Source organism: Halanaerobium praevalens DSM 2228 (assembly GCF_000165465.1).
GTDB lineage: Bacteria > Bacillota > Halanaerobiia > Halanaerobiales > Halanaerobiaceae > Halanaerobium > Halanaerobium praevalens.
Genome location: NC_017455.1, coordinates 50,326 through 73,625 on the forward strand (window position 1 = coordinate 50,326; position 23,300 = coordinate 73,625).

At 28.9% G+C, this 23,300-nt stretch carries 20 protein-coding genes, 1 tRNA gene and 1 riboswitch; of the genes, 14 read left to right on the forward strand and 7 right to left on the reverse strand.

Features of this window, described 5'->3' with window-relative positions:
- The first annotated feature begins 18 nt into the window (after positions 1–18).
- Entirely contained in the window at positions 19–801 is a 783-nt protein-coding gene (locus HPRAE_RS00230; RefSeq protein ID WP_014552236.1) for a TerB family tellurite resistance protein, read from the forward strand.
- A 34-nt stretch (positions 802–835) separates the two neighbouring features.
- Positions 836–1,786, forward strand: a complete 951-nt coding sequence (locus HPRAE_RS00235) for an NAD(P)-dependent oxidoreductase (RefSeq protein WP_014552237.1) — start codon at positions 836–838, stop codon at positions 1,784–1,786.
- Between the two features lie 141 nt (positions 1,787–1,927).
- Here the strand turns inward: HPRAE_RS00235 and HPRAE_RS00240 are convergent, their stop codons facing one another.
- The gene (locus tag HPRAE_RS00240) at positions 1,928–2,662 is read right to left on the reverse strand and encodes a YaaA family protein (RefSeq protein WP_014552238.1); all 735 of its coding nucleotides are present in this window, start codon (positions 2,660–2,662) and stop codon (positions 1,928–1,930) included.
- 154 nt (positions 2,663–2,816) lie between these two features.
- Here HPRAE_RS00240 and HPRAE_RS00245 point away from each other — a divergent pair.
- Positions 2,817–2,904, forward strand: a tRNA-Ser gene (locus HPRAE_RS00245).
- 170 nt (positions 2,905–3,074) lie between these two features.
- Here HPRAE_RS00245 and HPRAE_RS00250 read toward each other — a convergent pair.
- From HPRAE_RS00250 to HPRAE_RS00260, 3 genes are all read right to left on the reverse strand, one after another.
- Positions 3,075–3,488: a hypothetical protein gene (locus tag HPRAE_RS00250; protein ID WP_014552239.1), complete on the reverse strand. Its 414-nt coding sequence runs from the start codon at positions 3,486–3,488 to the stop codon at positions 3,075–3,077.
- 44 nt (positions 3,489–3,532) lie between these two features.
- The gene (locus HPRAE_RS00255; protein WP_014552240.1) at positions 3,533–4,057 is read right to left on the reverse strand and encodes a hypothetical protein; all 525 of its coding nucleotides are present in this window, start codon (positions 4,055–4,057) and stop codon (positions 3,533–3,535) included.
- A 125-nt stretch (positions 4,058–4,182) separates the two neighbouring features.
- On the reverse strand, positions 4,183–6,138 hold the full coding sequence (locus HPRAE_RS00260; protein ID WP_014552241.1) for a PocR ligand-binding domain-containing protein: 1,956 nt from the start codon (positions 6,136–6,138) through the stop codon (positions 4,183–4,185).
- A 213-nt stretch (positions 6,139–6,351) separates the two neighbouring features.
- Between HPRAE_RS00260 and HPRAE_RS11300 the strand changes: the two genes are divergently transcribed.
- Together HPRAE_RS11300 and HPRAE_RS00265 are read left to right on the forward strand one after the other, a co-directional pair.
- Positions 6,352–6,690, forward strand: coding sequence for a C69 family dipeptidase (locus HPRAE_RS11300; protein WP_050755983.1), 339 nt, complete (start codon positions 6,352–6,354; stop codon positions 6,688–6,690).
- A complete protein-coding gene (locus HPRAE_RS00265) occupies positions 6,674–7,405 on the forward strand; it encodes a C69 family dipeptidase (RefSeq protein WP_050755984.1) in 732 nt (243 codons plus the stop codon). Before HPRAE_RS11300 ends, HPRAE_RS00265 begins: the two co-directional genes overlap by 17 nt.
- A 375-nt stretch (positions 7,406–7,780) precedes the next feature.
- Here HPRAE_RS00265 and HPRAE_RS00270 read toward each other — a convergent pair whose 3' ends face one another.
- Complete coding sequence (locus tag HPRAE_RS00270; RefSeq protein ID WP_014552242.1) at positions 7,781–8,869, reverse strand: RNA-guided endonuclease InsQ/TnpB family protein; 1,089 nt, start codon at positions 8,867–8,869, stop codon at positions 7,781–7,783.
- A 5-nt stretch (positions 8,870–8,874) separates the two neighbouring features.
- Positions 8,875–9,264, reverse strand: a complete 390-nt coding sequence (tnpA, locus tag HPRAE_RS00275; protein ID WP_014552243.1) for an IS200/IS605 family transposase — start codon at positions 9,262–9,264, stop codon at positions 8,875–8,877.
- A gap of 327 nt (positions 9,265–9,591) precedes the next feature.
- On the opposite strand from tnpA, the gene HPRAE_RS00280 reads away from it, so the two are divergent.
- The 4 genes from HPRAE_RS00280 to HPRAE_RS00295 all read left to right on the forward strand — a co-directional run bounded on the left by HPRAE_RS00280 (position 9,592) and on the right by HPRAE_RS00295 (position 14,141).
- A complete protein-coding gene (locus tag HPRAE_RS00280) occupies positions 9,592–10,662 on the forward strand; it encodes an IS30 family transposase (protein ID WP_014552244.1) in 1,071 nt (356 codons plus the stop codon).
- A gap of 176 nt (positions 10,663–10,838) precedes the next feature.
- A riboswitch (cobalamin riboswitch) is annotated at positions 10,839–11,018 on the forward strand.
- Between the two features lie 227 nt (positions 11,019–11,245).
- The gene (locus tag HPRAE_RS00285) at positions 11,246–12,205 is read left to right on the forward strand and encodes an ABC transporter substrate-binding protein (RefSeq protein ID WP_014552245.1); all 960 of its coding nucleotides are present in this window, start codon (positions 11,246–11,248) and stop codon (positions 12,203–12,205) included.
- A gap of 55 nt (positions 12,206–12,260) precedes the next feature.
- Complete coding sequence (locus HPRAE_RS00290; RefSeq protein ID WP_014552246.1) at positions 12,261–13,361, forward strand: FecCD family ABC transporter permease; 1,101 nt, start codon at positions 12,261–12,263, stop codon at positions 13,359–13,361.
- Entirely contained in the window at positions 13,362–14,141 is a 780-nt protein-coding gene (locus tag HPRAE_RS00295; RefSeq protein ID WP_014552247.1) for an ABC transporter ATP-binding protein, read from the forward strand.
- A 23-nt stretch (positions 14,142–14,164) separates the two neighbouring features.
- Here HPRAE_RS00295 and HPRAE_RS10835 read toward each other — a convergent pair whose 3' ends face one another.
- On the reverse strand, positions 14,165–15,292 hold the full coding sequence (locus HPRAE_RS10835) for an HD domain-containing phosphohydrolase (RefSeq protein WP_014552248.1): 1,128 nt from the start codon (positions 15,290–15,292) through the stop codon (positions 14,165–14,167).
- A 280-nt stretch (positions 15,293–15,572) separates the two neighbouring features.
- On the opposite strand from HPRAE_RS10835, the gene HPRAE_RS00310 reads away from it, so the two are divergent.
- The 5 genes from HPRAE_RS00310 (at position 15,573) to HPRAE_RS00330 (ending at position 23,260) form a co-directional block, all read left to right on the forward strand.
- A complete protein-coding gene (locus HPRAE_RS00310; protein ID WP_014552249.1) occupies positions 15,573–17,468 on the forward strand; it encodes a methyl-accepting chemotaxis protein in 1,896 nt (631 codons plus the stop codon).
- Between the two features lie 42 nt (positions 17,469–17,510).
- Positions 17,511–18,965, forward strand: a complete 1,455-nt coding sequence (locus HPRAE_RS00315) for a bifunctional diguanylate cyclase/phosphohydrolase (RefSeq protein ID WP_014552250.1) — start codon at positions 17,511–17,513, stop codon at positions 18,963–18,965.
- Between the two features lie 161 nt (positions 18,966–19,126).
- Positions 19,127–20,128 (forward strand): diguanylate cyclase, encoded by a 1,002-nt coding sequence (locus HPRAE_RS00320; RefSeq protein WP_014552251.1) that lies wholly within the window; start codon positions 19,127–19,129, stop codon positions 20,126–20,128.
- A 45-nt stretch (positions 20,129–20,173) separates the two neighbouring features.
- Positions 20,174–20,479: an Hpt domain-containing protein gene (locus tag HPRAE_RS00325; protein WP_014552252.1), complete on the forward strand. Its 306-nt coding sequence runs from the start codon at positions 20,174–20,176 to the stop codon at positions 20,477–20,479.
- A gap of 15 nt (positions 20,480–20,494) precedes the next feature.
- A complete protein-coding gene (locus HPRAE_RS00330; RefSeq protein ID WP_014552253.1) occupies positions 20,495–23,260 on the forward strand; it encodes a response regulator in 2,766 nt (921 codons plus the stop codon).
- Positions 23,261–23,300 lie beyond the last annotated feature (40 nt).

Consider the following 23,300-nt stretch of genomic DNA (forward strand, 5'->3'; position numbering starts at 1 on the left):
TAATTGGAGGTAAAAATTATGGCATGGATGGGAAAACTTTTGGGAGGCACAATTGGTTTATCTTTTGGTGGCCCTTTAGGAGCTGTAATTGGAGCTGCGATTGGTAATCATTTTGATCAGAGTAGTTCAAATTATAGTCAGACAAGAGTTAGTGGAACTAGAGCGAGACAAAGAACTAATTTAAATCAGCAGGAAAAAAAGCAGACTATATTTTTTACTAGCATATTTTCTATGTTAGCAAAATTTGCTCAAGCTGATGGTACAGTTAATCGGGCAGAAGTTAAAACTATTGATAATTTTATTAAAAATGAACTTAAATTAAGGGGAGAAGCCCGTCAATTAGCAATTAAAGTTTTTGATGAGGCTAAAAGAAAAAATAATAGTTTTGAAGAGTATGCCCAACAATTTTATAATAATTTTAAAAATGAACAAACTTTGGTTTTAGGAATGTTTGATTTATTATTTAGAATTGCTGCAGCAGATAATGATTTTCATCATAAAGAAAAAGAATATATTAAAAAAGCTCAAAGAATATTTGGATTAAATGAAAGTCAATATCAAAGTATTAGATCTCAATATTTTGAGAGTGCTGATTTAGATAATTACTATAAGATTTTAGAGTGCTCTCCTCAGGCAGACTTTAAAGAAGTTAAGCGTCAATATCGAAAAAAGGCTAAAGAATTTCATCCAGATAATGTAATAGGTAAAGGATTACCAGAAGAATTTGTTGATTTTGCTGAACAAGAGTTTAAAAAAATTAATGATGCTTATGAAAAAATCAAAGCAGAAAAAAATGCTTAGAGTTTAAGTAAATTCTAATTTTGGGGGAATGAAAATGAAGATTGTGATAATTGAGCCACTTAATATTTCTATGGCGAAAATAGAAGAGTACAGAAAAAAAATGGAGCTTGAAGGTCATCAGTTAATTGCTTATTCTAAGCGAGCCGAAACTGAAGCAGAAATGATCAAAAGAGCAGAAGTAGCTGATATTCTAGTTATAGCTAACCAGCCATTATCAGCTGAGGTAATTAATGCTTGCCCCAAGTTAAAGTTTATTTCTGTTGCTTTTACTGGTTTTGATCACTTAGCAATAGAGGCTTGTCGTAAAAATGAAATTTTAGTTGCTAATGCTGCTGGTTATGCAAACCAAGCTGTGACAGAATTAGTTTTTGGATTAGTAATTGATTTAATGAGAAAAATTAAAAAAGCAGATGCTTTTGTTCGAAATTCTAAAACGAAAGCTAGTTTAATTGGCACTGAATTAGCTGGTAAAAATTTTGGAATAGTTGGTTTTGGTGCTATTGGTCAAAAAGTTGCTCAAGTTGCTAATTCTTTTGGCTGTAAAATTTTAGTTGATAAACATAAAGAGTATAATTTTGAAGCAGATTTTGAGGTAGAATATTTGGAATTAGAAAAATTAATGCAGAAAAGTGACATTGTTAGTCTGCATGTTCCTCTAAAAGAAACAACTCAAAATTTAATTACAAGCGAAGAACTTGCCTTAATGAAAAAAAGTGCAATCTTGATTAATACAGCTCGTGGCCCAGTTGTTAATAGCCAGGACTTAGCTAAGGCCTTAAATAATGGAGAAATTGGTGGAGCTGGGATCGATGTTTTTGAAATGGAACCTCCAATTCCAAAGAGTCATCCCCTTTTAAAGGCCAAAAATACAATTTTGACTCCTCATTTAGCCTTTGCTACAGAAGAAGCATTTTTAAAAAGAGCTGAAATTGTTTTTGAAAATATAGAAAATTGGTTAGCAGCTAAGCCGCAAAATCTTGTTTAATTTTTTTAACAAATAATAAATAATAAATATTTATTCAATATAATTTAAATTTGAGCTTCCCTGTCTGAGTTATTTTACTTCTAGACAGGGATTTTTTTAGTTTTAGAGAATTTAGGTTATCTCCAATTATAAAATTATAGTTTATTTATAAGCTTTGATAAATTTATAATTATTTGCATCTGATTCTTTGGGCTCAAACTGATAACCATTAACATTTAATTCTTTAATTTCTTTTAAGCTTTGAACTTGATTTTTTATTAGCTTATTTAGTAATTTACCTCTATTTTGTTTAACATAATAACCAACTGTTTTTAAGCTGCCATCTTCTTTTTCTTCTTTAAAATAAAAGTTGATTATTTTCCCCTGATAATTATCTTTAACGACTTTACTATATTCATTTGAGGCTAAATTAATAATTAAGTCAGTTTTGGCAAAATAATTTTTCATTATTTCTTGCCAATATTCTTTTAGTTTAATTCTATTTGGCTTAAGTTTCATTTCTAGCCTATAAGGCCAAATTTCTGTCTGAGCTGTTAAAGGTCCATACATAGGAGAGATTATAACTAGTTTTTCTTGGAGATAGTTAATTTCTTTTTTTTCGAAATTTTCAAGTTCTATTTGTTTAAAAACAGCACCATTATAGCATTCTAAGGCAGGAATTGTCTTATCGGAAAACTTATGATTTTGATAAAGCTCATAAGTTCTATCTAATAAGTTGCCCTGAATATCAAGTTCTGTAGCTAATTCTTTTTTGGATAAGCTTTTTAGGTAATTAAATAATTTTTGAGTCATTTTTTCGGCTATAATAGATTTTCCTTTTTTAGTGCTTTTTCTTTTATGATTTTGAGTTTTACTAGGAGATAGAATTATTTTCATTTTTAACATCCTTTCTTTTTTAAAGTTAACTTATTTAGTTTACTTAAGCTATTATTTCAAGAAAACAAAGAATATCCCTTTTTATTAAAATATTTTTTGAATTATCCTTGACAATAACTAAAAGATGTAGTACAATGTTATTCGTGACATAAGTGGAGAGATGTCCGAATTGGCTAAGGGGCCGGACTTGAAATCCGGTGAAGCCGAAAGGTGTCAGGGTTCGAGTCCCTGTCTCTCCGCCATTGAATATTAAGGGCTAAAGCCCATTTTAGAAACCTGCCGAGAGGCGGGTTTTTTTGTTTTAAATTATTTATTAGCTTATAGAAAATTAATTAGCACTAATTTTTGCTGATTTTAAATTAATTATATCAAAAAAGAGAGGACTTCTTTTAAAAGGAGTCCTCTTACTAAATTATTCAGCAGCTACTATCTTAAAAGAACTTTTAAGTTTTTTGCTAGGCTGATTTAACTTTTTATAAACGGCTGCTGTATTTACATATTGAGATAATCCTTTTGGTATATCTTTGCTTTTAATATTATCATAGCCAAAAGTTCTGAGTATATCTTTAACCATGACCCCCATAGTTTGTTTAGAGAAGCTATGATTAAGATTAAATAGCTCCTGGTCTCCATAGATACTTTCTATTTCAGAAATAGAAGCAGCTAAAGCTGGTATTTCTAACTCACTAAAGACCATCATTCTATAGATATTTTCACCTGCTGCTAAAAGATTATATATTTTTTTAGCTATTTGATTGTCTCTAAATTTTTGGTGTCTGGGATTTCTCTCGATAAAAGAATTAAAATTAATTTTATAATTTTCCATTTAATCCACTCCTTTTAACCTACTCCTTAAATCTAATTTATTAATTAAAATCTATTTAAAGTTTTAAAATAATCAATATTATAAGATGACTCTTCGCTGAAAATTAGGGCTTTAAAAAATGCAATGTTATAGTTATTTTCTGCTTTCAGTTTAAAAATAGCGAAAGAATTTTCCTCTTCTGAAAAAGCATAAATATAATTTTTAGGTTCAAAAATTTCTGCTTCAGGAGCAAAACAGATACAATAATACTGATTGTCTCTAAACTTAAAACTTTTTATTTGATAACTATCTATTAATTTTTTGAATTTTTTTGACTTCATCTCAAATTCTATTCCTTTTATAGATAAATCATCAGCAAGATCATTCTGAAATTCTTCTATAAAATCTTTATTTTTTGCTTCAACATATTTTTTGTCAGCCCAATTAAGTTTATTTAACTGTTCGCTGAGCTTATTATCTGCTGTTAAAGTAGAGTTTATTCTTTTGAATGCAGTTTCACCCTCATCACAGCAATAATTATCCTGAAGATAAATATATCCCATATTCCACTCATTATAAGTAATATCCATCAATTTAACCCCCTATTTTATTTTAAACATGCTATATTCAAGCCTTTGTATTTAATATATTTATTATAGTATATTTAAATTTAGGTGTCAAGAAATTTTATAGTCATAATAAAAAATATTTAAATTTAACTATTTTTTAAACTCTCTATAAATATTTTAGCTAATTTGGGATCAAATTGTTTACCTGCACAATTTTTTATTTCGTTTAAAGCTTCTTCTTTGAGCATAGGTTTTTTATAAGGCCTGCCATTAGTCATTACATCATAGGCATCGACAATTGTAATGATACGGGCTAGAAGTGGAATTGATCGTCCTACAAGTTTTTGGGGATATCCCTTGCCATCCCAGCGTTCATGATGGCATAAAATTCCTTCAGCTACTTCATTTAATTTAGGAGATGATTTAGCTATTTTATAGCCTGCTTCTGGATGTCTTTTTATTTCTTTCCATTCTTTATTGGTTAATGAACCTGATTTTTGTAATATTTCTTTAGAAATAGTAATTTTTCCTAAGTCATGTAAATTTGCTAATGAAGCTAAAACATCTAACTCATGTTGGGATAGGTCTAGCTTTTTTCCTAAGGCTATAGCTAAATTATGAAGTCTTTGACTGTGTTTTAAAGTTTCATTTGTTGTTTCTCTAAGCATTGTTTCTAATGAGGCCAAAATAGTATTATGCACACTTTGACTTTCATGAACTTTATTTTGATACATTTTGTCTTCTGCTTTTTTTAATACTTTTTCAAAATCAATGCCGATTTCTCTTTTAGATGCAATTCCAAGAGCAATACTAAGCTCAATTGGCTCAGATTTAGCTTCTTGACAGGCAATTTTTATTCTTGCATAAATTTCTTTGGCTTCTTTTTCAGAAGTCTTAGGTAATAAAATTATAAATTCATCTCCTCCAGTACGCGCTACTAAATCTTCTTTCCGGCAGGAATCTTTAATTATTTGAGCAATTTTTTTTAAAAGTTTGTCACCTTGTTGATGACCAAAGCTATCATTAGCTATTTTTAAGCCATTAATATCTCCCATAATCACACTGAGGGGCAATTGTCTTTTATTATCATAGCGTTTTATTTCCTCATTAAAGTAGGCTCTATTATATAATCCAGTTAGTTCATCGTGAAAGGTTCTATATTTTAATTCGGCTTCTACTTTTTTACGTTCAGTTATATCTGAAAATATAGTCGCAAATTTACCTTGTTCTGGGGAGAAGGCCCGGACTATAAAATATTTATCTTGTTCTCGTGCATATTTTTCAAAAGAAATAGATTCACCTGTGGCTGCTACTCTGCCATATTTATCAATCCAGTCTTGTTCTATTTTAGGTAATACTTTTTTGACTGTATTTCCAATTAAATTAGAAGCACTAAGGCCAGTTAATTCCTCAAAAGCAGGGTTTAGATCTAAAAAACGATAATCAATAGCCTTTCCTTGCTCATTATAGATCATTTGATGGAGAGCAAAACCATTTTTCATATTTTCAAAAAGATTTCTATATTTTTTTTCGCTTATTTTTATTTCTTCATATGATTTTTTCAGTAAATTATTTAATTTTTCTTGTTCCATTTTTTCAACAGTTAAATCTGAAATCATTTCAATTATTTGAACTAATACTTTCATGATCGATTTAACTTTAGCCTCTGATACTACAGGCACTTTTTTGATTGCTGCCAGATATGAATTTTTATCAAAATTATATTTAGCTGCTTGTTTTTCGAAAAACTCTATTGAAGGTTCAGTAAAGAAAAATTGGCCTGTAAAAAGATTAGCAAAATGTTCTCCTTGGATAATAATTGGAACCACAACATCAACTAAACCATTTAAGCAACTATAAGCATGATAATTTTCTCCCTCAAACATTTTATTTGCTAGGAAGGTATCACTTTTCCAGCAATTTTTTTTAGTTTCTTGATTAATTCTATGAAAATCAGTACAAACTTCTCTCCAACCTGATTTAGATAATACATTGCCTTCAAGGTCAAGAATAGCAGTTACAAAACCGGTTGCTTGATTAAAACTTTCAAGTACTAAATTAAGTCTTTTAAAATCAAAATGGTCATTGATCTTTATATCCATCTTCTCCCTCCCCTTTAATAGCTATAAATTATTTAATATTTTGGAAGTATTATTTTAGTTATATCATCTAATTCGCCAAAAAATAATTTCTTCCTCTTATTATTTTTGCAAATGTCAGAAATTTAGCACAAAATAATTGACGACATTCAACAATTAATGCTATAATATTAATATAATGTAAAAATATTTAATAAATTCAAAAGGTGGGGAAAAATGAAAAAATTAAAAATTGTTTTGTGTACACTTATGATTTTGTTTGTTTTTAGTAGTGGAAGTGTACTTGCTTGTAGTGCAGTTTATGTTGGAAAAGATGTAAGTGCAGATGGGAGTACAATTTTTGCCAGAAGTGAAGATCAAAGTACAGGTGCTTATAATAAAATGTTTAAGGTTGTTGAAAGAGTAGAAAATGAATCTGGTCGGACTATTGATGATGTAAATGGATTTTCTTATAAATTGCCAGAGACCACTTATAAATATACAATTATTCCCGATTCGTCTACTTATGAAGATGGCCCTTATTATGGAGCTTCTACAAATGAATTCTACAAATGAATATGGATTATCTATTAGTGGAACTGTATCTGCTTATCCAAAGGAAAGTGTTTTAGAAGTAGATCCATATGTTGAAGCTGGACTTCGTGAATCTATTCTGCCTGGAGTTGTAGCTGCAACAACAAAGACTGCAAGAGAAGGTGTTAAACTTTTAGCAGATCTAGTTGAAAGTTATGGTTCAGCTGAAGGAAATGTAATCATGCTTGCTGACCAAAAAGAAGCCTGGGTATTTGAAGTTTATAGTGGTCATTTGTGGGCTGCTAAAAAAATGCCAGCAGATAAAGTAGCTGTTTTTGGAAATCAATTTATGATTGAAACTTTAGATCGAACTGATACAGAAAATGTAATGTTTCATGAGGATCTATTTAACATAGCTGATCAACATAACTGGACTCAAAAAGTAAATGGTAAAGTACATATTGCTTCAACTTTTGGAGAAGCAAGAGAAGATTATTCTAATATGCGTACTTGGATGGGACATCGTTTATTAGCACCATCTAGTGTAGGTGAATATAAGACAGATAGATATTACCCATTTTTTTATAGCCCAGATAAAAAAGTATCTGCTTTAGAGGTAATGGATGTACTCCGCAATCGCTATGAAGGAACAAAATATGATGCTTCACTTCCTGAAAACAAAGATTTGCGTGTAATTGGAGTAGAGCGTCAGTCTCAAATCCATTTGACATCCTCCCCGCCCGTTCGCAAAGCTTAGGACCGAGGATTCCTTAAAGGAACTTTCACCGAAACTCTTTTTTTGTATTACGAAATTCTAGTTTCAATATTAGCCAGCGAGCCTATTTCAATAACCCTACATTTGTGATACGCATAGTTGGGTTAGCATTAGGCTATCGAGGCCTTCACGAGGTTGTCTGCTGATTAAATGCCAGTCCATTTCTGGTAGGCAAGTGCACTGAAACTCTCTTTGTAGTTGCGTATTGATAGTTTCAGTATTAGGTCATCGAGACCGTCATGACGCAAACTTTAGGCTGTGTCATCAGCCCTCCTGAGATAGCCGACTATGCATTCTAATAGCATATTCCTAGCACTATTGCTAATATAGGCACTCAGGCACTTAGACTATTACCATCTAAGCAGATTGTTGTTCTAAATATTTATTAGCTATATTACGACTTGCATTTAAATCAGAGTGGATATGATTACCACACTCACAAGAGTATAGATTAGCTTTGCGGTTAGATTTTTTAACTTTAGCACATCTAGAACAACTCTGGGAAGTGTACTTTGGATTTATATATTCCACCTTCATCCCAGCTAATTCAGCTTTGTATTCAATAAACTGTTGAAGTTGATAAAAAGTCCAGCTATGGATGTTTCTATCAGCTCTATTAAGACTCTTAGCAGTATTTCGGATATTCTCTAGATTTTCCATAATTATAGTACCAACTTGCTTTTGCACAGCAAGATTAATAAGTTGGCGACTAATTTTATGGTTTAAATCAGTCATCCTTCTCTGCTCTTTGTCATTAATATTTTTAATAGCTTTAATTTTTTTAGATTGACCCAGTTTTTTTCTTAACATACGATACTTTTTGCGGATAAAACCTGCCTGTTTACCATTGTAGAATTGGCGATTAATCTCTTTGCCTTGAGGAGTTTTAACACTAGCAACTGCTAATTGGCGAAGCCCTATATCAATTCCCATTAAATTAGAGTTAGTGGTTTTTTTATCAGCAATTTTAATTGTTACAGCAAAATACCATTTACCTTTTTTGTAGAAGAGACAGGCTTTACCCAATTTGCATCCACTATCGATATGCTGGTGCAGCTTTTCAAATCTTTTAGTTTGCTTAACAGGGAAGGCAAACCGCTGACATTTAGTTGTATAAAGAGGTATTGAGATTATATGATGATCAATCTTATAATTTTGATTATTATAGCAGATGGGCTGGTTATCTTTAAATTCGATATTATCTTTATTAGAACCAGATTTTAAAAATCGTTTATAGAGAGCTTTAACTTCTCTAATATTCTGATTTTTAACAGCAGAAGGTAGTTTTATATTTTTAAAGTCAGCAGAACTTAATTTAGTTTCTCCTGTTTTAAGTTTTGCAGCAATAGCCTGACGATTCTTAACTACTTCTACAATGTTATTTAAGAATATATTTTGTTTTCTTTTAGTTGGTTTTAATAACTCTAAAATATAGGTTAGCTGCATATTAATCACCTTTGATTTTCAATGTAGTGTTGGATAGTTTCAGAACTCATATTACCTGCAGTAGCTACAAAATATGCTCTAGTCCAAATAGAACCTTTAATATTCAACTCTGGAAAGTGCTTTGATATTCTCCCTCCAGTAGTACCTTTAATGATATTCATTAGCTTACTGGGAGAATACTTAGGCAAAGCTGATATAAAAAGGTGTATATGATCTGGCATTATTTCAGTAGCTAACACTTCAAATTTATGTGTATCAGCTAATTCATTGATAGTATCTAAGGTTAATTGTTTAATTTTAGGATTATCTAAAATATGTTTTCTATATTTAGGAATCCATATAAAATGATAATTTAAAAGAAACTTTGCATGTCTTGTGTTTTTATAGGTATTCATTATTAAAATCTCCTAAATGTTAGCTGTTAAACACATTATATCATAAACATATGTTCATTTTCAAGAACATATTATACAAAATTTTAATTTCCACATTAACTAAAAATTAAAATAGCTGATTCATCCCCGCCCATTATCATAGGCGAGGCTTTCTCAGCTATAATTCGGTAATTTAAAGACCAGTAAGGAGATTTTTTTATTAATCTTTAAATCTTTAAAGATAAATTGTATAATTAAATGCACGCGGTGATTTGAAAAAAAATAGACACATACCTGTACCTTTTGTATAATGTTAATAACCACAAAAACATTAGGAGGGTACAGAATATGTGTCAAAATAATTGTAACATAAAAAGAGAAAAAGGTGAACACCTAAGTTATGAAGATCGCGTTAAAATTGAGCATTTATACAATCAACAGGATAAAAATTATACTGAAATAGGTGAAGAACTAAACTGTCATAGAACTACAGTAAGTCGTGAAATTAAAAAGGGTGAAATAAAGCAAAAAAATTATGATTGGACTTATAGAAAAGACTATAGTGCAAAAAGAGGACAGGAAGTTTATGAGCAAAATAATACTGCTAAAGGGCGAGATTTAAAAATAGGTAAAAACAAAGATTTAGCTAAATTTATAAAAGAACAGATACTTAAATTAAGATCACCTGCAGCACTTGCAAAAGATATTAAAAAATCAGATGATTATGACCTACAATTACACTGGAAAACAATCTATAATTATATAGATAAAGGTGTTTTGGATATAGATAGAGATGATCTGATACATGGCAATTATAAACCTGAGAAAGATAGGCCTAAAGAAAGTGCAAGCACTACAAGACGCAAGGAAGGGCGGACAATTAGGGATAGACCTAAAGGGGCTGATACCAGGGAAGAGTTTGGACACTGGGAGATGGATTTGGTAGAGGGTTTAAAAGAAAAAGGAGAACCGTTTTTACTAGTCTTAACAGAAAGACAGACAAGACAGGAAATCATAGAGAAAATACCCAACAAAAAAGCAGAATCAGTAGTAAAAGGATTGGATCGAATAGAAAGACGATTTGGGGTAGTTAATTTCAGGGAGACTTTCAAAACGATAACCACAGACAATGGATCAGAATTTGCAGATTATGAAGGGATAGAAGAATCATTTACAGGCAGTAGCATCCCCAGAACCAGCCAGTATTATTGTGATGCATACTGCAGCTGGCAGAGAGGCTCAAATGAGGTAGCTACCCGGTTTATTCGAAGATTTTTACCTAAAGGCACAAGTTTCAAAGGAATCAAAAGAACCCTGGTAAAAAAGATTCAGGAATTCATAAATACTTATCCCAGAAAGATGTTTGACTACGGTAATTCAGATGAAATATTTAGAGAAAAACTAAATTTTAGCATCTAGAAATACTGAAGGTACAGGTTATTTAAAAAAAATCAAAAAAACCGTGCATTGCAACTTGCAATTCACCTTTAAATCTTTAAATTAAATTTTACCCTTGTTTTTTATGTTAATTAGTATTATTATGGTATATAAGTCTAATAATATAACTTATAATTATTTAGTTTAGATCTCAAAATAAAATATTATTTTACTAAGGTGCCTCTAGCTAATAAGAGGAGAATAGGGAATCAGGTTAAAATCCTGAGCGGTCCCGCCACTGTAACTAGCATTTTTGGACTTTGTTCCACCTAATTTTTAGGGAAGGACTAAGTTTTTCAGCTAGAAGTCAGGAGACCTGCCTGAGTAAATTACCTATAATTCAGCGATGGACATGAAATAGGTAAAACTATTAAAATTTTTAGTTTGCAAATTAAAGTTAGTTAAATTTGATTGCTTAATTTTGATTTATTTTAAAAGCTAAAATTAATATTTTGATTATAAATAGTTTTTACTTACTCAACCTCTATCGGGTTGGGTTTTTTATTTTGGACTGAATAATTTAATATTTAAGTGAAGATTATATTTTAAAAGGGAGGAATTAAAAATGAGAAAAAGAATTATTTTTTTAATAATTATCTGTTTATTTAGCTTTCTGTTTTTAGGAGGAAGTGTTTTAGCTGCAAATCATTATCCAGTTACAATTACCAATTTCAATGAGCAGGGTGAAGCTCAGACAATAACTTTTTCTAAAAAGCCTGAGCGGGTGATTACTACTAACCAACCCCCAACTGAACTTTTATTAAAATTAGGTTTAGAAGATTATATGGTAGGTACTGCTTGGTTGGATAATCCTATTTTACCAGAATTAAAAGAAAAATATCAACAGATACCAGTCTTAGCAGATAGATATCCAGCTAAAGAAATAGTGATTGCTAAAAATCCTGATTTAATTATTGGCTGGAAGAGTGTTTTTGCAGCTAATAATCTGGGTTCTACTTCTAGCTGGAAACAAAAAGGTGTTAAAACTTTTATTCAAAGAAATTCTGGTGTTAAAGAAAAAAGTAGTTTAGAAAATGTTTTTAAAGATATTAGAGATTTAGCTACAATTTTTGCTGTAGAAAAAAGAGCAGCTGAGCTAATTGAGCCAATTGAAGCTAAGATAGACTATATTGCTCAAAAAACTAAAGGGAAAGAACCAGTTAAAGTTCTTATTTTAGAAAGCTCTGGCAATAATAAATATCGGGCTTATGGACAAAATTCTTTAGTGAATGATTTAGTAGAAAAAGCTGGTGGGGAAAATTTGGTTCAAAAAAAGGCTAATCAAAGTTATGGCCCAGAAAATATTATTGCCAAAAATCCAGATGTTATTATTTCAATTTATTATTTAGAGCAGAGCCAAAATCAAGCTAGTTTAGCAAATAATAAAGTTTTAGCAAATGTTAAAGCAATAAAAGATAAAAGAATAGTAAATACTCCTCTTGCTGAAACTTATGCAGGTGGAATTAGGACAATAAATAGTATTGATAGATTTGCTCAAGCTTTTTATCCTGAGCTATTCGAATAAATTTTAATTGACTTAGAGCTTAAGTTTTATAATTTAGAGAAAAATAGGTGGTTTTTTGTTTAAAAAAGGTAATTTAGATCAAAATGAGTTTAAAAATAAAATAAAGATTAAAAAGAAATCATTATTGATAACTATTGCTTTATTAGCTTTGATTCTTTTTGCTTCGATGGGAATTGCTGTTTTTTTTGGCCCTGTTTCTATCCAAATCACTAAAATCTTTAGAATATTATCTTATAATATTTTTAAAGTCTTTTTAGGTCCTCAAGCAAGTTTAACTACTGGAATGACTTATGATATAGTCTGGGGAATTCGTTTTCCGAGAGTTTTAATGGGGGCTATTGTAGGAATGGGTTTATCAATCGTTGGGGTTGTAATGCAAGCAATGGTTAAAAACCCTTTAGCTAATCCTTATATTTTAGGGATTTCTTCAGGAGCTTCATTAGGAGCAACATTTGCTATTATGCTAGGGGTTGGTTCTTTACTAGGGTCTAATTTTATTGGTTTAGCAGCTTTTATTGGTGCCTTATTAGCTTCAATAGCAGTCTATAGTATTGCAAATTTAGGTGGTAAATCTTCTTCAGTTAAATTGCTTTTAGCAGGGATGGCAATTAGTGCTTTATGTTCTGCTTTTACTAGTTTTATTATTTACCTTGCTAATGATGCTCAGGGGATGAAAACCTTAACTTTTTGGCTGATGGGAAGTCTTGTTCCAGCTGCTTGGGAAAACATCTTGATGCCAGCAGTGATAATAGTTTTAGGAGTAATTTATTTTTTATTTCAGTTTAGAAATTTAAATATGATGTTAATTGGAGATGAAAGCGCTTTAACTTTGGGAACTAATTTAAAATCTTATCGCAAAAAATATATAGTAGTTACTTCAATAATGACAGGAATGGTAGTTTATACTGCAGGCACCATAGGCTTTGTAGGTTTAATTATCCCTCATATTGTAAGATCATTTGTAGGTACTGATCATAAAAAATTAATTCCTATTTCTGCTTTAGTAGGAGCAATTTTTTTAGTTTGGACAGATGTTTTAGCCAGACTATTAATTACTAATTCAGAAATGCCAATTGGAATTATTACCTCATTATTAGGAGCACCATTTTTTATTTGGCTTTTGATAAAAAAATCATATGGATTTGGAGGTAATTAAATGGAGTTAGAAATTGATAAACTTAGTCTAATGATTGAGGGAAAAAAGATAATAGAAAAAATAAAAGCTCAGGTTTTTAAAGGTGAATTTATAGGTTTGATTGGCCCAAATGGTAGTGGTAAAAGTACTTTGTTAAAAACTATTTATAGAGTTTTAAAACCGCAAGCAGGTTTAATTAAACTTGATCAACAAAAACTTCAAGATTTATCTTTTCAGGCAAGTGCAAAAAAAATGGCCGTAGTGAGACAACTTAATAATTTTAACTTTGATTTTACAGTTGAAGAAATAGTAATGATGGGTCGTTCACCTCATAAAGGAATGCTAGAAGTTGAAAGTGAACAAGATTATAAGATAATTTATAATGCTTTAGCAAAAGTTAATTTAGTTGATTATGCTGCCAGAAGTTTTGCTACACTTTCTGGAGGAGAAAAGCAAAGAGTTTTAATAGCGCGGGCTTTGGCTCAAGAGACAGAATTACTGATTTTAGATGAGCCGACAAACCACCTTGATATTAGATATAAATTACAAATTCTAGATTTAATTAAATCATTAAAAAAAGAGGTTTTAGCTGCTATTCATGATTTGAATTTAGCAGTAAGTTATTGTGATCGAATTTATGTAATGAAAGCAGGGAAGATATTTGCTGAAGGAAAGCCGAAAACTATAATTACTGAAGATCTTTTGCGCGAAGTATATCAAGTAGAGGCTAAAATAATTGAAGATCCCGAAACTAAAAAAATTAATATTATTTATCGAAGTCAAGTTAAAAATGATAATTAAAAGTCTGCTTTTAAGCAGACTTTTTATTTTTTTAGAAAATAAAAGCCATTATTTTCAGCTATTTTTAAACAGGTTTCAACTACTTTTTTATCATATTTAATTCCACTTTCTCTTTTTAATTCAAGACAGGCCTCTTTAAAACCTGGTTTTTTTCGATAAGGCCTATTATTATTCATAGAAGCAAAAACTTCAGCAACAGCTAATATTTTTGCTTCTTTTTTTATTTGATTTTGTTTAAGCTTTTGCGGATAACCTGAGCCATCAATTCTTTCATGGTGTTGTTTGATGATTTCTGCTATATCTTTGTTTAAACAATTAAATAATTCATAGCCGTAGTTTGGATGTTCTTTAATAATTTTATATTCATTTTTAGTTAGATTTTCTTTATAAAGTAATTCTGTTGGTAAAAGCAGAGAACCAATATCATGTATTTTAGCACTTTGTTCTATCAAATTTGTTGTTTTAGTATCTAAATTCAAATTATTAGCAATTAGATTAGCTACTTTTCGTACATTTTCATGGTGTTCATTTAGAAAAGGAAGCTTAGAATTAAAAATTTTAAGAAAAATTTTAGAAACTTTATTTAAATTAAATATTATATTTGCTGGAGCATCAAAATCAAAAATAGTAGCATGAATAATTTTTTTAGCATTAATTTCAATTGTTTGATAAAAAACAATAACATCTCTTAATTTTCCATCTGCAAGCTGATGCACAAAATTAGCAGAATAACTTTGGTTTTTAATTGCTTTTTTAATTTTAGTTTTAACAATAGTTTTATTTGATTTATTAATTTTAAAAATACTTTTATAATTTAATTGATGTTTTTGATATTTATAGTAATTAAGGGCTTTTTCATTAAAATCTATAATCTTATAACTTTCAGAATCTATTAATAAAACTGGCACTTGCATTTTATTAAGAATTAAATCTTGAAATGTATTTTTGATTTTTGTTCGTCCAAGCAAATAATCAACAGAGACGTTAAAATAATCAGCTATTTCTGTTATAGTTTGGAGTGAAGGAATTCTAATATTTTGTTCATAGTTAGAGATTGTGGTTCGAGCATAGCCTAATTCTTCAGCCAATTTTTTTTGGCTTAAATTGTGTTGATTTCTAATATTTTTTAATCTTTTATAAAAATTGTCCATTTAATTCCTCCTTCTTAGAATAATAGTAAAAAATATTTTATATTCAAAAATTAATTACTAATAATAATTATAACATTTTAACTATAAAATGTAAAATTAATAAAAATATTCTGAAAATAAAAAACTAGACACAAAGAGAGTCTATTTAATTTTATTTCTAATAGATAAAAGAAAATTAATTTTTATTACACAAATTGTGTAAATATTAGCACTTTTATTACAATTATAATATACTTTAGTTATTCACTAATATATAACTAATAAATTTGAGGAGGCCATAATGAAAAATCCATTTAAAAAACTAAGTGTTAGTCAAAAATTAATTACTGTTTTTGTTGGAATTACTTTTTTAAGTCTTAGTATTATGACTTATTTAAGTTATCATGATTCTTTAATTATGAATGAAGAACAGACAATAGATCAGTTGGAAGTTGTGAGAGAGTTAAAAGAAAAGGAAATTAATAATTATTTTAAAGAATTAGAAAAAGAATTGAGCTTGTTATGTCAAGTTAACTTGATAAAAGGTAGTATTTCAAATACTTATAATCCTGAAGTGATTGATTTTTTAAATCTACAGCAAAAAGAATTAGGTTGGAAAAATATTTTTATATTAAATTCTGAGGGAGAAGTTAAATATGCTACTACTAATAGAAAAGATTTAAATACTAACTTTAAAACAGGTCGATATAATAATACAGGTCTTGCTAAAGCATATGAAAAAGGTTTAATTAAAAACTCAATAACAGATTTTTCTCATTATGAACCTAGTCAGGAAAAACTTGCTTTTATGTCAGCACCTATAACTAATAATAATCAAATTGAGGGAGTAATAGTTTTAGAAATAACATCAAATAAAATAGACCAGATTGTAGCTGAGAAAAATTTAAAATATGAAAGTGGTAAATCATACTTAGTCGGAGAAGATTTTTTAATGAGGTCAAATGTTAATTTTATTGAAAAAGATACTTTACTTAATTTCAAGGTGGATACTCAAGCTGTTAAAAAAGCATTTGCTCATCAAGAAGGGATTATTGTAAATCAAGATTTCAAAGGGAATGAGGTTTTTAGTGCTTATGCACCGCTTGAAATAAAAGATTTAGATTGGGCTCTAATTTCTGAAGTTGATGAGGCAGAAATTATGTCACCAATTAATAGCTTGTTAAAAAAGAATTTGATAGTTTTTATGACAGTTATTCTATTAGCTTTATTAAGCAGTTTCTTTATGATTAGATTTATAATTTCTCGTCCTTTATATAAAATTAGAACTGTATTAAAAAAGATAAGTGAAGAAACCGATTTACGACAAAGAGTAGATGTGAATAAACAAGATGAAATAGGTAAATTAGCTTATGATTTGAATCAGACCATAGATTCTTTGGTTCAAATTATTGAAGGTGTTAAATCTATTTCTGGAGATTTAAAAAAGTCTACTAATAAAATTAAAAAACAAAATAATAATTTGGCTGCTAGAACAACAAGTCAAGCTTCATCAATTGAAGAAATATCAGCTAATATGGAAGAAGTTACAGCTTCAATTGAAGAAGTTGCCTCTGGCTCAGAAGCAGCAAGTGCAATTGGAAAGAAAAATCTTAATGTTGTAAGACAGGGTTCAGAAACTATAGAAAAAACTGTTGATTCAATGGCAGAAGTTTCAAAAAGTAGTTTTAAAATAGAAGAAATAATTTCAACTGTAAATGAAATAGCTTCTCAAACTAATTTGTTAGCTTTAAATGCAGCAATCGAAGCTGCAAGAGCTGGAGAGGCTGGAAGAGGTTTTTCTGTTGTAGCAGCTGAAGTTCGAGATTTATCAGAAAGAACTTCAAACTCTGCTAATGAAATTGAAAATTTAATAAAAGATATTATTGAAAAAATAGAAAATGGAAACAAATTAATAAATGAGACAGGTGAAACCTTTAAACAGATAGTAGAAAACTCTTCTCAAACTGCAGAAACAATTAGTGAAATATCTGTTTCAATTCAAGACCAAGCAACTGCATCTGAAGAAATTCAGGAAGTTGTTTTAGAAATTGATAATAATACTAAAAAGAATAATGATTTGGTCGAAGAAATAAAAGCTGATAGTTCAGAACTTGATCTAAAGGCAGAAAAATTAGCTAAATTAGTTTCTAAATTTGTAGTAAAAAAGAAAAATAATGAAGAAAAAGAAGAAGAATAAAATATTTTTGATTTTATCTCTAAACTAGATGGAGGTATTTAGATGAATAAAAGAAATAGAATAGAGAAAAAATCATTTTGCTTTTTTAAAAATAATAGGATTTTAATTTTGGTTGATGATAATAAATTATTAGCAAAGATAAAATCGGTATTAGCAAATAAATATGTTTTAGATACAGCTAATAATTTTAATAAAAATAAATTTAGCTCAGCTGATTTAATAATTCTTGATCAAAATAATTATTACCAGATGAAGAATAAATTTGTTAAAAATAAAAGAGTGATTCCTAAATTGCTAATAAAAAATAAAAAAATAAAAGGAGAAAAAGCTTTACCAGTAAGAATTACAGAAGTTATAGATTTACCTTTAAGAAAATCCATTTTTTTAAATCGGATTAAATTAATACTTAATCGAAAAAAAGAATTATATCAATATCAATTAAAATTAAAATATTTTCTTTTACATGATCAGTTAACAGGTCTTTATAATCGCCAATTTTTAAATAAATATTTAATTAAATTGAAAAATAAAAAATCTATTCCAATTAGTTTTATTGTTGTAAATATTGATAGCTTAAAGGCTATTAATAAAAAGTATGGTCATAACTTTGGGGATCAAATAGTTAAGGAAACTGCTACTATTTTATCTAAGTTAGTTGGACTAAGAGATTATATAATTAGGACAGGTGGAGATGAATTCTTAATAATTCTACTTTCTAAAAATTTAGTTAAAGCGGAAAAAATAGTAGAAAAAATAGAAGTTATGTTTTATAATAATTTGATTAATAAAGTGAAAGTTAGTCTGGGCATAGGAGTAGCAACTTGGTCTAAGTTGAGCCAAAGTATAGAAAGTGTGATAACTACTGCAATGACTAATATGTATTTAAATAAGTTAAGTAAAAAAGAAAGCACAAGACATCGTGTTATAAGTGCAATGATTAAAACCTTAGAAGCTAAATCATTTGAAACTTATGATCATGCTGAAAGAATGAAAAAATTAGCAGTGAACTTAGGAAAAAGTGTTAATCTTAATAAAAAAGAAATTGATGAATTGAAATTATTATCAGATTTACATGATCTTGGTAAAGTTGCTATTCCAGAAAGTATATTAAAAAAACCAGCTAAGTTAACAAAAACTGAATTTGAAATTATAAAAAAACATCCTAGGATTGGTTATGAAATTATTAAAAACATACCTGAACTGCAGAATGTTGGCAAAGCAGTTTTAGCACATCATGAACGATGGGATGGAAGTGGTTATCCTCAAGGTCTTAAAGAGTATGAAATACCGATATTAGCAAGGATTATCACAATTATTGATGCTTTTGATGTAATGCTAAATCAAAGAGCTTATAAAAAAGCTTATTCCTTTGATTATACAATTGGTGAGTTAAAAAGATTTTCTGGTAGTCAATTTGATCCTTATTTAATAGCTAAATTTTTAAAAAATATAAGTAGTGAAAAAATTAATTTTAATAAGATTTTATTAAGTCATTAAGAAAAAAGTTAAGTTAATTGTTAAATATTTACAAATTAAGGCCTATTAAATAGGCCTTTTTTCTTTTAATTTTTTAAGCTTGATTTTGTTTTTTCACCTTATAAATGCTAAAATTAAATATATAATACTTTTGCTTATTTATTTTAAAAAATTGAGAAAAGGTGATAAAAATTAAGATTTTAATTGTTGATGATGATCAGGATATGCGGATGTTACTAAAAACTTATTTAGAAAAATTGGAGGTTGATGAAATTCATTTTACAGCTACAGCTGCTGAAACATATGATTTTTTAAATCTGTCTGATTTGAAAACAGAACCAAAAGTTGATTTAATAATTTTGGATATTATACTTGAAGCTGAAAATGGAATTGAGATCTGCAAAAAAATAAAGCAGTCACCAGTTTATCAAGAAGTTCAGATTATTATGATAACTGCTCAGCAAGAGGCTGGTTTTTTGAGAGAAGCATTTGCAGCAGGGGCCATGGATTATATTAAAAAACCAATAAAAAAGATTGAGTTTATGGCTCGGGTTAATTCTGCTATTAAGTTAAGAAAAGAAATTAAATCAAGAATAGCAAGAGAAAAAGAATTATTGGCTCTTTCCGAAAAGTTGAAAAATGTTAATAAAAAATTAGAAAAGATGGCTTTAGTTGATGGTTTAACTGGAATTTCAAATCGTCGTTTATTTGATAAAACATTAAAAAAAGAATTAAAGAGAGCCCGCAGAAAAGAAACAGAATTAGCTTTAATTATGCTAGATATTGATCATTTTAAACAATATAATGATACTTATGGTCATCAAGAGGGAGATGAGTGTTTAAAAGAAATAGCCTCTGTTTTAGAAGCAAATAGTAAGCGAGCCTCTGATTTCGCAGCTAGATATGGTGGAGAAGAATTTGCTGTTATTTTACCTGATACAGCTAAAGGCGGAGCTTTAAAAATAGCTGAAGATATTAGAAAAGATATTATGGCTTTAAAGTTAGAGCATAAAAACTCGCCAATAGCTGAATATGTAACAGTTAGTTTGGGAGTTAGCAGCCTGCAAGTGAAAACTGAAGTTAGTCAAAAATTAATTAAATCTTTTATTGATAAGGCAGATCAGGCTTTATATCAAGCCAAAGAAACTGGACGCAACAAAACTGTTTACTATGATTTTAATTAAAAATATTTTAGTTTAATAGTGCTCAATTATAGAGGAGGGAAATTAATGGCTCAAAATAAAGTTTATATTGATTCTGATTTAGAATTTTTAATTCCACAGTATTTAGAGAATAGAGAAGAAGATATTACGGAATTAGAGAAATTACTAAAGAAATCAGAGTTTAATCAAATTAGAATTATTGGTCACAGCTTAAAAGGATCAGGTGGAGGTTATGGTTTTGATTATTTAACAGAGTTAGGTAGTCAAATAGAAAAAGAAGCTGAACTTAAAAACGAGAAAATCCTACAAGAAATAATTTTTAAACTAAAAAAATATCTAAACAATTTAGAAATTATTTATGTAGAAAAATAAGGGAGTTGGCATAAATTGACTAAATTCAATTTAAAAAAAGAATACGAAATTGTATTTAATAATACCCAAGATGCTCTTTTTATTATTGAAGTTGATCAGAATAAAGATTTTCGTTTTTTAAAATTAAATCCGACTCATGAAAAATTAACTGGACTTAAAACTGAAAATATTTATGGAAAAACTCCGGTTGAAGTTTTAGGTGCAGAAATGGGACAAGCTGTACAAGCTTGTTATCAAAGATGTTTAGATCAAAAGCAAACTATTAATTATGAAGAAGTTTTAGAATTTCCAACTGGAACTACAGTTTGGGCAACTAAGTTAAGTCCTGTTTTAGAAGCTGGAGAGGTTAACTATATTGTTGGTAGTGCCCGTAATATATCTCAAAGAAAAAAATTAGAAGAAGAAAAAGAAGAATTAAGTAGAAGGTATAAATTGGCAACTAGTGCAGCAGCAATAGGAGTTTGGAAATTAGATTTAGTAACTGATGAGCTTATTTGGGATGAATATATGCTCAAAATTTATGAAATTGATGATCATAGTGATTATTCCTATCAAAGTTGGACTGAGCATATTTATATTAAAGATCGAAAAGAGACATCTTCTAAATTTAAAAAAGCTGTGGCAAATGGTCAAATTTTTGACCATGAATTTAGAATAATAACTAAATCTGGAACTTTTAAATATATTAAATCTTTTGGTAAACCAGTCAAAAATGCTGAAGGTAAAACAAAAGAAGTCATTGGAGTTAATTATGATATAACTGAAAGAAAAAAGTATGAAAAAAAGTTTAAGAGAATTTTTGATGAATCTCTTTTTGGTTTAGCTTTAATTAATCCAAGGACAACCAAAGCTGTTGAATTTAATAATACAGTCTGTGAATTATTGGGATATACCAGAGAAGAATTTGCTCAGCTGAAAATAGAAGATTATGAAGCTTTGGCAGATCCTAGTTCAATTAGATTTAAATTAGAAAAACTAGCAGAAGGTGAAAAATTAAAATTTGAAACCAAACATATTAAAAAAGATGGTTCTTTAATTGATGTTTTAATCAAAGCTAGTTCTATTAATTTAAATGGTTTAAATTTAGTTCAGATTGTTTATGTAGATATAACAGAAAAAGTAGAGGCTTTAAATAAAATGGAAGAATATTCGAATGAATTAAAATTAAAAAACCTTGAATTAAAACAGGCGCGTGACAAAGCAATGGAAGCTTCGCGTGCTAAATCAGAATTTTTATCAACTATGAGCCATGAAATTAGAACTCCGATGAATTCGATTATTGGGATGGCTGAATTATTACAAGAAACTGAGTTGAGTGAACAACAGCAAAAATATATTAATATCTTTCAAAATGCAGGTGAAAGCCTATTAACTTTAATTAATGATATTCTTGATCTTTCCAAAATAGAAGCTGGCAGGATAGAGTTAGAAGCAGAAAAATTTAATTTAGTTGAAACAGTTGAAAATATTGCTGAAATGATTTCTCTGCGTGCCTTTAAAAAAGGTTTAGAATTACCTTTAAGAATTGCAGCAGAAGTACCTGAATGTGTAATTGGTGATTCTGAAAGAATTAGACAAATTTTAATTAATTTATTAGGTAATGCAGTCAAATTTACCGAAAAAGGTCAGGTTTTTTTAGATCTTAGAATTGATTCAGAATTTAAAAGCAAGGATCAAAAGCAGGTTATCTTTGCTATTAAGGATACTGGAATTGGAATTGAAAAGGCAAAACAAAAACAAATTTTTGATAGTTTTACTCAGGCTGATTCTTCTAGTACTCGTAAATATGGAGGGACAGGACTAGGATTAACAATTTCTAAACAATTAGTAGAATTAATGGGAGGAAAAATTTGGCTTAAAAGTACTCCTCAACTTGGTAGCACTTTTTACTTTTCTCTACCTTTAAAAATAGTTGAAAATAATTTTAAGTCTCAGAAAAGTCAGACTCGAAATTTTGAGCAGTACAAAATATTAGTTGTTGATGATAATCCAACTAATATCTTTATTTTAAAAGAAATATTGGCTGAAAGAGGAATAGAAATAGGTACAGCTCAAAATCAGCAAGAAGCTTTAACAGAGATAGCTCAAAGTATTGAAGCCCAGGCACCTTATCAGATTATATTAATGGATAATTTTATGCCTCAAAAAAATGGTTTAGATACTTCTAAAAAAATAAGAGAAAAGTTTGATTTACCAAACCTACAGATAATAATTTTATCTTCAGCTTATGCGGAAAAAAATTTACAAAACAGAGAAGGTTTAATTAATGATTTTATGATGAAACCAGTTCGTAAAAAAGATTTATTTTCTTTATTAGAAAAAGCAGCAGCTAAAATAGAAAATAAAAAGGCTAATGATTTTAAACAAAAAGCCGAAAAAGAAAAAGTTAGTCAAAAAGATTTAACTACTGCAAATAAAGAGTTATTAATTGTTGAAGATAATCCAGATAATCGTTTTCTAATCAAGGCTTTTTTAAAAAAGAAAAACTATCAGCTTGATATTGCTAAAAATGGAATTGAAGCTGTAGAGAAATTTAAATCTAAGCTATATGATTTAGTTTTAATGGATATTCAGATGCCAGAAATGAATGGCTATCAGGCAGTAAATGAAATTAGAAAATGGGAAAAAGAAAATAAAAAAATTAAAACACCAGTAGTTGCTTTAACTGCTTATGCTTTAGATTCTGATAAAGAAAAAGCTTTGAAAGAAGGTTTTGATGACCATCTAACTAAACCACTAAAAAAAGACAAACTTTATCAGCTAATAGCTAAGTATATTTAGTGATTTACAAGAGAACATAGTGTAAAATAAGTTTTGGAGA